General features: G+C 42.4%; 10 protein-coding genes. 9 read left to right on the forward strand and 1 reads right to left on the reverse strand.

Features of this window, described 5'->3' with window-relative positions:
• Positions 1-23 precede the first annotated feature (23 nt).
• Complete coding sequence (locus tag ACJ9PY_RS02260; RefSeq protein WP_034306101.1) at positions 24-290, reverse strand: YgaP-like transmembrane domain; 267 nt, start codon at positions 288-290, stop codon at positions 24-26.
• A gap of 145 nt (positions 291-435) precedes the next feature.
• Between ACJ9PY_RS02260 and ACJ9PY_RS02265 the strand changes: the two genes are divergently transcribed.
• The 9 genes from ACJ9PY_RS02265 to gatA all read left to right on the forward strand — a co-directional run bounded on the left by ACJ9PY_RS02265 (position 436) and on the right by gatA (position 12,240).
• Positions 436-2,181 carry an adenine deaminase C-terminal domain-containing protein gene (locus ACJ9PY_RS02265; RefSeq protein WP_063577527.1) on the forward strand — a complete coding sequence of 582 codons (1,746 nt, stop codon included), beginning with the start codon at positions 436-438 and terminating at the stop codon, positions 2,179-2,181.
• 43 nt (positions 2,182-2,224) lie between these two features.
• Positions 2,225-3,262 (forward strand): DUF3048 domain-containing protein, encoded by a 1,038-nt coding sequence (locus ACJ9PY_RS02270; protein ID WP_411739415.1) that lies wholly within the window; start codon positions 2,225-2,227, stop codon positions 3,260-3,262.
• Between the two features lie 26 nt (positions 3,263-3,288).
• Complete coding sequence (locus ACJ9PY_RS02275) at positions 3,289-3,603, forward strand: YerC/YecD family TrpR-related protein (protein ID WP_034306094.1); 315 nt, start codon at positions 3,289-3,291, stop codon at positions 3,601-3,603.
• 220 nt (positions 3,604-3,823) lie between these two features.
• Positions 3,824-4,507 carry a heptaprenylglyceryl phosphate synthase gene (locus ACJ9PY_RS02280; RefSeq protein ID WP_411739416.1) on the forward strand — a complete coding sequence of 228 codons (684 nt, stop codon included), beginning with the start codon at positions 3,824-3,826 and terminating at the stop codon, positions 4,505-4,507.
• Positions 4,508-4,568: 61 nt separating this feature from the next.
• Positions 4,569-6,815, forward strand: a complete 2,247-nt coding sequence (gene pcrA / locus ACJ9PY_RS02285) for a DNA helicase PcrA (protein WP_400450342.1) — start codon at positions 4,569-4,571, stop codon at positions 6,813-6,815.
• A gap of 103 nt (positions 6,816-6,918) precedes the next feature.
• On the forward strand, positions 6,919-8,925 hold the full coding sequence (gene ligA / locus ACJ9PY_RS02290; RefSeq protein WP_098865636.1) for an NAD-dependent DNA ligase LigA: 2,007 nt from the start codon (positions 6,919-6,921) through the stop codon (positions 8,923-8,925).
• An 11-nt stretch (positions 8,926-8,936) separates the two neighbouring features.
• Positions 8,937-10,106: a CamS family sex pheromone protein gene (locus ACJ9PY_RS02295; protein WP_411739417.1), complete on the forward strand. Its 1,170-nt coding sequence runs from the start codon at positions 8,937-8,939 to the stop codon at positions 10,104-10,106.
• 370 nt (positions 10,107-10,476) lie between these two features.
• Entirely contained in the window at positions 10,477-10,767 is a 291-nt protein-coding gene (gatC, locus tag ACJ9PY_RS02300) for an Asp-tRNA(Asn)/Glu-tRNA(Gln) amidotransferase subunit GatC (RefSeq protein ID WP_063577522.1), read from the forward strand.
• 12 nt (positions 10,768-10,779) lie between these two features.
• A complete protein-coding gene (gene gatA, locus ACJ9PY_RS02305) occupies positions 10,780-12,240 on the forward strand; it encodes an Asp-tRNA(Asn)/Glu-tRNA(Gln) amidotransferase subunit GatA (protein WP_034306080.1) in 1,461 nt (486 codons plus the stop codon).
• The last annotated feature ends 10 nt before the right edge of the window (positions 12,241-12,250 follow it).

Below are 12,250 nucleotides of genomic sequence, written 5' to 3' on the forward strand. Positions count from 1 at the left end.
GGAGTCAGCTTCTTCTATAAGACTTAATATGAATCAGATTGATTCGATTCATTTTCCTGTTTTGGTTCTTTTGTCATCAAGTTTTGTCCGTTTTCCATCGCATCGACGACAGGACAATAACGGAGGATCCCTTCACCTATTTTCATGGCAGAAAGCATGGCCACGATTATATAAGATTGGTTTTTCCATGGTTTTTTCACCATTTTAGCCGTAGCCCATGTTAGAAATGTAAAACCACAAGTAATTCGCATTAAAGCATTTATTATACTGATATTTTGTTTAAACTTCATATAAAATCCATCCCTTCACAAAAATTTAACAATAATCTGGATAACATTACTGTTCTAATGGGGCAAGTATGTTACTATGAAATAAAATTGGATTGAAAATGGTTTTTTTCATACACTGTTTCTAATAACTTATGGGGGAATGTTTATGCTTGAACAGCGCTATAGATGGAAAAATAAACATCTAAGAGAACATATAGATGTGCTGGATGGCAATAGGGCACCACACATTCTGCTAAAAAATACGACTTATTTAAATCAGGCTTTACGAAAATGGGTAAAAGCGAATATATGGATATATGAAGATCGCATCATATATGTTGGTGATAAGCTTCCTGATAATATAGACCGCTGTGAAATGGTCGACTGTACAAACCAGTACTTGGTTCCGGGTTATATTGAGCCGCATTCACACCCTTCTCAATTATATAATCCCCTTTCTTTTTCACGTTATGCATCTCATTTTGGCACAACGACATTGATCAATGATAACTTGCCGTTTCTATTGCAGTTAGATAAAAAGAAAGCGTTTTCTCTTTTGAAAGAATTACGTAACATTCCTGTAACAATGTATTGGTGGAGCCGTTTTGACGGACAAACGGAATTGATCGATGAAGATATGGTCTTTTCCCATGGAGCCGTCAAATCATGGCTGGAGCATGACGCCGTATTACAGGGCGGGGAACTAACTGGATGGCCGAAGCTTCTCGATGGGGATGACATGATGTTGCACTGGATTCAGGAAGCCAAGCGAATGAGGAAGAAAATAGAAGGACACTTTCCAGGTGCTTCAGAGAAGACTTTAGCAAAAATGACCTTGTTTGGCGCCGATTGTGATCATGAGGCAATGACAGGTGATGAAGTCATGTCACGCTTGCTGCAGGGCTATTATGTATCGTTAAGACATTCTTCGATCCGTCCGGATTTCCCAAAGCTGATACAGGAAATCCATGAACTGGGCATTGATCATTATGACAAATTCTTTTATACGACAGATGGATCACCTCCGTCCTTTTATGAAGGTGGTTTCATAGACTGCTTGATCAAAATAGCGATAGAGCATGGCGTTCCGGTCATCGATGCCTACAATATGGCGACCATCAACATCGCACGGTATTATAACATTGAATACCTTCATGGCAATATTGCCACAGGGAGGGTGGCGAACATCAACTTCCTGACCGATGTAAAGGAACCCGCACCGGTTTCGGTAATGGCGAAAGGGAAATGGGTGAAAAGGGATGGTGAGATCATTCCGGATAAACAGGAAATCGAATGGAGTGATTTCGATTTTAAACCGCTCGATCTTGATTGGGATCTCAGTTTAAAGGAGGATTTTGAATTTTCCATGCCGTTCGGGATAGAACTGGTTAATAATGTAATTACGAAACCATACTCCCTTGCCAATGATGTTGGGCATGAAGAACTGAACTTTGAGGATGATGAATGCTTTTTCATGCTAATCGACCGGGAAGGGAAATGGCGCATCAATACGATATTAAAAGGGTTTGCGGACAAATTGTGTGGCTTTGCTGGCTCTTATACAAATACAGGTGATATCATACTGATCGGTAAAAGGAAAAAGGATATGCATTTGGCATTTAACCGGCTGAAGGAAATTGGCGGTGGAATCATTTTGACGGAACAAGGCAAGGTGATTCATGAACTTCCTCTGAAATTAAAGGGAGTCATGTCGACCAAGGAGGTTCCTGAATTGATAAAAGAAGAAAATGAATTGAAACATTTGCTGCGGGAAAGAGGTTATCGCTTCGCCGATCCTGTGTATACCCTTTCATTCTTTTCGACAACCCATCTGCCATATATAAGGCTGACCCAGCGAGGAGTATATGATGTAATGAATAAAACTATACTCTTTCCCACTATAATGCGTTAAAATATAAGAGAAGAAATGGCTAATAAATCAGAGGAGTGGAAAGATGAAATTTAAGAGAGTTCTTTTCATCGTTATTGCTATTTTACTGCTGGCAGGCTGTTCGACGAAAGAGGATCCTGCATCGGATGACGGTAAGCCGAAAGACCAAGCTGTCATCAAAAATACAGATGTGAAAAATGAACCTTCCAATGAGTTTCCACTTACAGGTATGGCCACCGAAGCAGGCAGTGAGCGAAGGGCTGCAGCAGTGATGATTAATAATCATCCGGAAGCACGCCCGCAATCGGGCCTCTCAGAAGCCGATATGGTTTACGAAATGCTCGCAGAAGGTGACATAACCAGATTTTTAGCTATCTTCCAAAGTGAAATGCCTAGTCAAATCGGTCCGATTCGGAGTGCAAGGGACTATTATATCGAATTGGCTAAAGGCCTTGATTGCATCTATGTCTGTCATGGGTATAGCCCCGAGGCAAAGACCATGCTGGACAGAGGGTATATTGATAACTTGAACGGATTATATTATGATGGTACTTTGTTTCAACGTTCGGCAGATCGAAAAGCACCGCATAATTCCTACACCTCCTTTGAGGATATCGAAAAAGGTGCAAAGGAAAAGGGTTATGAGTTGAATGGTGCACCGAAGCCTTATGCTTTCCTTACAAAAGAAGAGGCAGCTGGACTTCAAGGGGAATCGGCATTGAAAACCGAGGTTTCCTACGGATCAGACGAGTATGATGTACAGTATGAATACGAAGCCACGGAAGAGAAATATAAACGTTATTCGAATGGAGAGCAAACAGTCGAGCATAAATCGAATAAACCTATTTTACTGGATAATATATTGATCATTGAGGCTGCTCATCAAGTGATCGACGACAAAGGGCGTCGGAAAATCGACTTGAAAAGTGGCGGAAATGGTTATTTACTTCAAAAAGGAAAAGCGAATGAAGTAGAATGGGTGAATAAGGATGGTCGTATTACACCAGTGAAAAACGATAAAGAGGTAGGGTTGGTTCCAGGGAAAACTTGGATCAATATTATTCCGGATGAACCTGGTTTAGTAGGAGACGTCTCATTTTGATACCCATGAAATTGAGGGGGAGTAACATGCAAATTGATAAGTTAAGAGGAAAAGAAACGGATCAGCTGTTCAAGTCGATCCTTTCCTTGCGTGATTTGGACGAATGCTATCGATTTTTTGATGATCTATGCACAGTTAATGAAATTTCATCATTGGCACAGCGTCTTGAAGTAGCCCGCATGCTTGAAGAAGGAAAAACCTATCATAAAATCGAAACGGAAACAGGTGCAAGCACGGCTACGATTTCCAGGGTCAAACGCTGCTTGAACTACGGAAATGATGCTTATTCCATGGCTCTGAACCGTATTAAGGATAACGTAGAGGAAACAACTGAATCATAATTCTTTCGATTATAATAAAAAGCTGGGGAATTCATTTCCCGGCTTTTTATTTTGTGTCCAGCACGCTCATTGCCGGCTGTCTTTCAGCCGTATCCATGTTATATTGGATTTTAGATTAAAAGGTTCCATTTGGTAATAACATTTTATCGATACTTCTCTTTTTTAATGAAAAATCTTAATGCTATAATGGTGTAATGGGAAGTGTGAATGGAGGATTATAATGTACGATTTTCGCGAGTGGAAACATGTTTTCAAACTCGATCCAAATAAAGAAATAAGTGATGAGGCACTTGAGAAAGTCTGTGAATCCGGTACTGATGCAATCATGGTCGGGGGAACGGATGGTATCACGATTGAGAATGTGCTTCATTTAATGGCACGTGTCAGGCGATATACGGTCCCATGTGTGATGGAAATTTCTTCAGTTGAAACGGTGACGCCGGGGTTTGATTTATATTTCATTCCGAGTGTCCTGAATAGCACAAACCCGGATTGGATGATGAAATTGCATCAGCAAGCAGTCAAGGAATACGGATACCTTTTGAATTGGGATGAAATTTTCGTTGAAGGGTACTGTATCCTGAACCCTGGGTGCAAGGCGGCCAAATTGACGAAAGCCAATACTGATTTGGATATGGATGATGTGGGTGCATACGCGATGATGGCGGAAAAGATGTTCAACCTGCCGATCTTTTATTTGGAATACAGTGGTGATTATGGCGATGTCCAGATGGTGGAAGCGGCCAAAGAGAGTTTGGAAGATACCATACTATTCTATGGCGGTGGGATAAAATCGGTTGAACAGGCCAAAGAGATGTCCAAGATTGCGGATGTCATCGTTGTCGGCAATGTGATTTATGAAGACTTGAAAGTGGCCCTTGCAACAGTTACGGCAGTTAAATGAAAACATGTAAGAAATATAGTATACTAAAACAGAAACGAATGTTCGTATAGGTGGTGTGATAATGCAATATTTAGCGGAAAAATTATTAATTGGTTTGAATGAACAGCAACAAAAAGCAGTGAAAGCAACAGATGGTCCACTTTTAATCATGGCTGGGGCAGGAAGTGGAAAGACGCGTGTGCTGACTCACCGAATAGCATACTTGATGGTCGAGAAGGAAATAGCGCCTTGGAACATCCTTGCAATCACGTTCACCAACAAAGCGGCACGTGAGATGAAGGAGAGGATCCGTGCCATACTTGGCGGTGCATCCGAAGATATCTGGATTTCGACTTTCCACTCGATGTGTGTCCGTATTCTACGAAGAGATATCGACCGTATCGGATTTAATAGGAACTTCTCGATATTGGATACGACGGATCAGCAATCGGTCATAAAACAAATCATGAAAGACCGTAATATGGATACAAAGAAATATGATTATCGTGCCATTTTGGGCAGCATCAGTTCAGCGAAAAATGAATTGGTCGGGCCGGAAGAGTACATGAAGACGGCGTCTGATTACTTCACTAAAGTAACGGCCGATGTTTATACGGAATATCAAAAACGGCTGCGCAAAAATTCAGCGCTCGATTTCGATGATTTGATCATGATGACGATTCAATTGTTCCAGCTCGTACCTGAGGTGCTTGAATATTATCAGCGTAAATTTCAATACATTCATGTTGATGAGTACCAAGATACGAACAGGGCTCAATACATGCTTGTTAAATTATTGGCTTCACGCTTCCGTAATCTCTGTGTTGTCGGGGATTCCGATCAATCGATCTATCGTTGGCGCGGTGCGGATATTGCGAATATCCTTTCATTTGAAAAAGATTATCCGAATGCCAACATGATTTTCCTTGAACAGAATTACCGCTCGACGAAAAAGATCCTTGCAGCTGCGAATAAGGTCATCGATAACAATCAAAACCGTAAGCCGAAAAATCTTTGGACCGAGAATGCAGATGGCAATAAGATATTCTATTACCGTGCGGACAATGAACAAGGGGAAGCGCAATTCGTAGCCGGAAAGATAAATGAGTTAGTTCAGGACGGCAGCAGGAAGTATTCAGATATAGCAATACTTTACAGAACGAATGCACAATCACGTGTCATGGAGGAAGTTCTGCTTAAATCCAATATTAATTATGCAATAGTCGGGGGCACTAAGTTCTATGACCGTAAAGAGATTAAGGATTTACTTGCCTATCTTCGACTTATTGCGAACCCTGATGATGACATCAGCCTTCGGCGAGTAATCAATGTGCCAAAACGCGGAATTGGTGCAACTTCGATGGACAAAGTGGCAGATTATGCTGATCAATTTGATGTTTCCATATATAAAGCACTGGAGTCTGTGGAAATGGCAGGGATAAGCGGGAAGGCCACCAAAGCGGCAAGGGAATTCCATACGCTGATCACTAATTATACAAATCAGCAGGAGTACTTATCCGTGACGGAACTTGTGGAGGAAGTCATCGAGAAAACCGGTTACCGTGAGATGCTGCAGGCAGAAAAAACGATTGAATCACAAAGCCGGCTTGAAAATATAGATGAGTTTTTATCTGTTACGAAAGCATTCGAAGATAACAGCGAGGACAAATCATTGGTGGGCTTTTTGACTGACCTGGCGTTGGTTGCCGATATAGACCAACTTGACGAGAATACCGAAGAAGCTACAAATACGGTAACGTTGATGACATTGCATTCAGCGAAGGGACTTGAATATCCGGTAGTCTTTCTATTGGGCCTTGAAGAGGGGGTTTTCCCTCACAGCCGCTCTCTCATGGATGAAGAGGAGATGGAAGAAGAACGCCGCCTGGCTTATGTGGGAATTACAAGGGCCGAAAATGAACTATTCATAAGCAATGCCCAAATGCGGACATTGTATGGACGGACGAGCATGAATCCCGTTTCACGTTTCATCAGTGAAATACCAGAGGAACTTCTAGAAGACCTAAAACCGAAACCTGCTCCTAGGGCTAGGCAAACGCCTTTCAGCTCTTCGAGGACCGGGTCTCCTTCAACGGCTTCAACAAGAAAAGTGCCTGCCTTTGGAAAAGCTGTTTCTGCACCATCCGCAACGGGCGGTGAAGAAATTGGCTGGGCTGTCGGTGATCGTGCCTCCCATAAAAAATGGGGTATAGGAACCGTGGTGAGCGTAAAAGGGGAAGGCGAAGGAAAGGAATTGGATATTGCCTTTCCAAGTCCAATCGGCATCAAACGCCTATTGGCGAAATTTGCACCAGTTGAAAAAGCATAAGCTATTAATATGCTCCTGCTGGTAAAGAATAGGGATATCTGACTTTAGACACCGCTCTTCTATCAGAAGTGCGGTGGAGTCTTCTTTAGAAAGGATTGAACGTATGGACATACAAGCTGCAGAGAAGAAAGTTCTGGAACTGCAAACGTTATTGAACCAATACAGCTATGAATATTATGTGATGGACCAGCCATCAGTACCTGATGCTGAATATGATCGGCTGCTACGTGAACTTATTGGGTATGAGGAGAAATTTCCGGAACTGCAAACGGCGGACTCGCCGACACAACGGGTCGGTGGCGCCATTTTGGATATGTTTGAAAAGGTGGAGCATACCACACCGATGCTTAGTTTAGGCAATGCCTTCAACGAAAGTGACTTGCGGGATTTCGACAGAAAGGTCAGACAATCTGTAGGTGACGATTTTTCCTATGTATGTGAATTGAAAATTGACGGACTTGCCGTCACACTTCAATATGAGAATGGATATTTCGTAAGAGGGGCAACCCGTGGAGACGGAACGATCGGTGAAGATATTACCGCCAATTTGAAAACGATCAAGTCGATCCCATTGAAGCTGCGGGAGCCAGTTGCCATAGAAGTGCGCGGTGAGGCATTCATGCCAAAAAAATCATTCGAATCATTAAACAAGGCTAAGGAAGAACGCGGTGAGGAACCATTTGCCAACCCGCGAAATGCCGCTGCCGGCTCGTTAAGGCAGCTTGATCCGAAACTTGCTGCGAAACGGAACTTGGATATTTTCCTTTATGCGATTGCCGATTTGGGGGAAACGGGGGTCCGTTCCCATAGCGAGGGTCTGGATTTATTGGATAGACTCGGGTTTAAGACGAACCGGGAAAGAAAAACATGCTCGAATATAGAGGAAGTACTGGCCTATATAGTAGAATGGACGGAACAACGTCCAAACTTAGCCTATGATATTGATGGAATTGTCGTAAAGGTGGATTCCCTTGAACAGCAGGATGAATTAGGTTTTACTGCAAAAAGTCCGCGATGGGCCATTGCTTATAAATTCCCAGCTGAAGAAGTCATTACAACCCTAAGGGATATCGAGCTGAATGTGGGCCGTACGGGTGTATTGACCCCGACTGCCGTTTTGGATCCCGTCCGGGTAGCAGGTACGACTGTGCAGCGAGCTTCACTTCACAATGAAGACTTAATCCGTGAAAAGGACATCAGAATCGGAGATCAAGTGGTTGTGAAAAAAGCGGGTGATATCATTCCAGAGGTAGTCAATGTACTGGCAGAGCGCCGTACAGGGGAAGAAGTCGAGTTTCAGATGCCGACTGAGTGCCCTGAGTGCAGCAGTGAACTTGTCCGGCTGGACGGGGAGGTTGCTTTACGCTGCATCAACCCGAAGTGTCCTGCACAAATACGGGAAGGTTTGATTCACTTTGTTTCCCGTACAGCTATGAATATAGACAGTCTTGGTGAAAAAGTGATTAGCTTGTTATTTAAAGAAGAACTCATACAAGATGTGGCTGATATTTATAAGCTTACATACGATCAACTGATTGCTTTGGAAAGGATGGGGGATAAATCCGTCACTAAACTTCTTCAAGCAATCGAAGCTTCGAAGACCAACTCGTTGGAAAAATTACTATTCGGGCTGGGCATTCGCCATGTTGGTTCCAAAGCTGCCAAGACGCTTGCGAGGGAATTCGGGACGATGGAAGCCTTAAGCAAGGCGAGCCGTGAAGAACTAACGGCCATTAATGAAATAGGCGATAAGATGGCTGATTCCATCGTAGCTTATTTTGAATTGGAAGAAGTCCATGCATTATTGAATGAGCTGGATGCAGCCGGTGTGAATCTTACTTTCAAAGGGCAAAGAGCTGTTGCTTTAGAAGATATCGACTCTTTTTTTGCCGGTAAAACAGTCGTTTTAACGGGAAAACTGCATCAGTTAACACGTAACGAAGCTAAAGAGAAATTAGAGGCGCTAGGAGCTAACGTTGCTGGAAGTGTCAGCAAGAAAACCGATTTGGTCGTAGCTGGTGAAGATGCCGGTTCCAAACTGGAAAAAGCCGAAAGCCTAGGCGTCATGGTATGGGATGAAGAGAGACTGATTGAGGAACTAAATAAATAAGAGGTGTAGCTATGAGGAAACACTCCATTTTGGGGATGATTCTTATACTGCTTCTTGCTGGATGTGCGCCTAGTTTCGAGGATAAGCAAGAGGTAGTTCAAGACTCCAAAGACAAAAAAGAAACGGCAATTATTCCGAAGTATAAAATTTCGGAAGAATATTATCAAACAATCCTACCGTTTGAACCATCAAAAGCACGCGGTTTGGTCGTATCCAATCTAAATACCCGATATGACATTGAAGAATTCGAAAATGGATTGATGCGGTTGGCCCAAACCCAATTCGACCCGGAAGATTACCTGTTTCAAGAGGGGCAAATGCTAGATAGTTCCGAGATATCTTCCTGGCTGAACAGAAAATATACCGATAGTCAGTTAAAAGAAAAGAAGATGAAGGCCAAAGAGAACCTTGGCTTGAATCCGGTTGATCCGGGCAAAGGTGACATTGATAATCGAAATGAAGAAAATCCGATCTATCTCGCCCATATTTTAGAACATAATTACTTGGTCAAAACAAAAGATAATTCAGTAAGCCTTGGCGGAGTTGTAATCGGTCTAGCGTTGAATTCAGTGCATTACTATCAAAAAGAGGCATTCGGTGCCACCTATGAAAAAAAAATCGATAGTAAAAAGCTAAAGCAAGAAGGGGAAAAAATTGCTGCAGAAGTTTTAAAAAGGCTGCGTAAAATGGACAAGCTGAAAAATGTTCCGATTACGATTGCCTTATTCGAGCAAAATGAAAAATCTTCAGTAGTCCCTGGGAATTTCATTTCCTATACAAATATCGATAAAAACTCGAACAATATTGGGAAATGGACGAACTTGGACGAAGAGTATTTCCTATTTCCTTCTGCTGCTGCTGAAAAGAAATACCGTGATGACGTCAATACTTTCACGAACTTTAAAGAAGATGTCGAAGAATACTTCCCTAACTTTAACGGAGTCATCGGCAGGGCGTTCTATATGGATGATCAATTGCAAAGCCTGAACATCGATATCCCCATTCAATTTTATGGGAACTCGGAAGCGATAGGCTTTACCCAATATGTTGCCGGACTCATAATGGAACGTTTCCCGAACTATATTGCGGTACAGGTATCCATTACGTCTGTAAATGGACCTGAAGCGCTCATAGTCCGTGAAGCGAATCAGGACGAACCAACCGTTCATATATACGAATGAAAAAAGGATGAAGCTTAGCGGCTTCATCCTTTTTTCGACTGGAATCTATTTCTTGTGAATGTCAAAATAATCTTTAACAATGAACAAAGATATATAATGGAAAGTAAACCCTTCCATCTTAGGGAACAAGTGCTTTAAAAAGGCAACATTTGTCGAATTTTAAAAGCCTTATTGTCATTTCCCCGGAAATTCCGGCAACTTTCCCATATTTCCCGGAAAATATCTCTTTTTCCTTATGAAATAATTGAATTTCGACATTGTATCTCTTGTTGCTTTACTGTGCAATAGTTTGATATGATTTAAACGATGATTATATGGAGAAAAGCGACGAAATTCAGTCGATTTGGATATTTTTTCGGAGGTGAAGAGAATGTCACGTATTACTATGGAACAAGTTAAACACGTTGCCCATTTGGCCCGATTGGCCATTACGGAAGAAGAAGCAAAACAGTTTCAGCATCAGCTTGACCAAATGATTTCATTCGCGGAGCAGTTGAATGAGCTTGATACGGATCAAGTAAACCCGACTTCTCACGTTTTGGATATGAAGAATGTTATGCGCGAAGATGTCGCAAAACCAGGATTGCCAGTGGAAGAAGTAGTTAAAAATGCACCGGATAGCAAAGAAGGATATATCCGTGTACCATCAATAATTGAATAAGGAGGGACAATGATGTCGTTGTTCGAACAAAAGGTTTCTGAGCTTCATGAACGATTACATAAGAAAGAGATAAGTGTCACTGATCTTGTGGACGAATCGTATAAGCGAATCGGACAGGTAGAGGACAAGGTGAAGGCATTTTTGACACTTGATGAAGAAAACGCCCGCAATCAAGCAAAACGTTTGGATGATCAATTGGTAAAAGGCGAGAACGAAGGCGCTTTATTTGGTATGCCAATCGGAGTGAAGGATAATATTGTCACTAAAAATTTACGTACGACTTGCGCGAGCAAAATTTTGGAGAACTTTGATCCAATCTATGATGCAACCGTTGTTCAAAAGCTACAGAAGGCAGAAACGGTTACGATCGGTAAATTGAATATGGATGAGTTTGCGATGGGTTCTTCCAATGAGAACTCCGCATTTCAAGCAACACGCAACCCTTGGAATACGGAATATGTGCCAGGCGGTTCTTCGGGTGGTTCAGCTGCATCTGTCGCTTCCGGTGAAGTCCTATTCTCTTTAGGTTCCGATACGGGTGGATCGATCCGCCAACCAGCGGCATATTGTGGAGTCGTCGGCTTAAAACCTACATATGGACGGGTTTCCCGATTCGGCCTTGTAGCATTTGCGTCTTCATTGGACCAAATCGGACCTGTTACAAGAACTGTTGAAGATAACGCTTATTTGCTTGAAGCGATCTCAGGAGTAGACCCAATGGATTCGACCTCTGCTAATGTTGACGTGCCGAATTTTGTGAATTCATTAACAGGCGATGTTAGAGGATTGAAAATAGCTGTGCCTAAAGAATACCTTGGTGAAGGCGTTGGTGAAGAAGCGCGTAATTCCGTACTTGAAGCATTAAAAGTATTAGAGGGTCTTGGAGCTCAATGGGAAGAGGTTTCCTTGCCGCATTCCAAATATGCTTTAGCTGCCTATTATTTGCTATCTTCATCGGAAGCTTCGGCTAACCTTTCACGTTTTGACGGTGTACGTTACGGACACCGGACAGATAATGCGGAAACTCTTATAGAAATGTATAAGCAAACCCGTGCAGAAGGATTCGGTGACGAAGTGAAACGCCGTATCATGCTTGGAACGTTCTCCTTAAGTTCCGGTTATTATGATGCTTATTATAAAAAGGCTCAAAAAGTACGTACATTAATCAAAAAAGACTTTGAAGATGTCTTTGAAAAATATGATGTCATCGTTGGGCCGACTACACCTACGCCTGCATTTAAAATTGGTGAAAAAGTCGACGATCCATTAACGATGTATGCGAATGATATCCTGACGATTCCAGTCAATCTTGCTGGCGTACCGGGTATATCCGTGCCATGTGGATTCGCAGCGAATGGTCTTCCGCTTGGACTGCAAATGATTGGGAAGCATTTTGATGAAAGCACGATTTACCGCGCGGCTCACGCATTTGAGCAAGCAACAGATTTTCATAAACAATTTCCTAAGCTGTAAGGGGTGAAAA

It is taken from the genome of Peribacillus sp. S4, assembly GCF_046715815.1.
In the GTDB taxonomy this organism is placed as follows: Bacteria; Bacillota; Bacilli; order Bacillales; family DSM-1321; genus Peribacillus; species Peribacillus frigoritolerans.

Excerpts from the sequence above, each read along its gene's own strand:
- ACJ9PY_RS02260 (WP_034306101.1), bottom strand. The coding sequence starts at position 290 with ATGAAGTTTAAACAAAATATCAGTATAATAAATGCTTTAATGCGAATT.
- ACJ9PY_RS02265 (WP_063577527.1), top strand. The coding sequence starts at position 436 with ATGCTTGAACAGCGCTATAGATGGAAAAATAAACATCTAAGAGAACAT.
- ACJ9PY_RS02270 (WP_411739415.1), top strand. The coding sequence starts at position 2,225 with ATGAAATTTAAGAGAGTTCTTTTCATCGTTATTGCTATTTTACTGCTG.
- ACJ9PY_RS02275 (WP_034306094.1), top strand. The coding sequence starts at position 3,289 with ATGCAAATTGATAAGTTAAGAGGAAAAGAAACGGATCAGCTGTTCAAG.
- ACJ9PY_RS02280 (WP_411739416.1), top strand. The coding sequence starts at position 3,824 with ATGTACGATTTTCGCGAGTGGAAACATGTTTTCAAACTCGATCCAAAT.
- pcrA (WP_400450342.1), top strand. The coding sequence starts at position 4,569 with ATGCAATATTTAGCGGAAAAATTATTAATTGGTTTGAATGAACAGCAA.
- ligA (WP_098865636.1), top strand. The coding sequence starts at position 6,919 with ATGGACATACAAGCTGCAGAGAAGAAAGTTCTGGAACTGCAAACGTTA.
- ACJ9PY_RS02295 (WP_411739417.1), top strand. The coding sequence starts at position 8,937 with ATGAGGAAACACTCCATTTTGGGGATGATTCTTATACTGCTTCTTGCT.
- gatC (WP_063577522.1), top strand. The coding sequence starts at position 10,477 with ATGTCACGTATTACTATGGAACAAGTTAAACACGTTGCCCATTTGGCC.
- gatA (WP_034306080.1), top strand. The coding sequence starts at position 10,780 with ATGTCGTTGTTCGAACAAAAGGTTTCTGAGCTTCATGAACGATTACAT.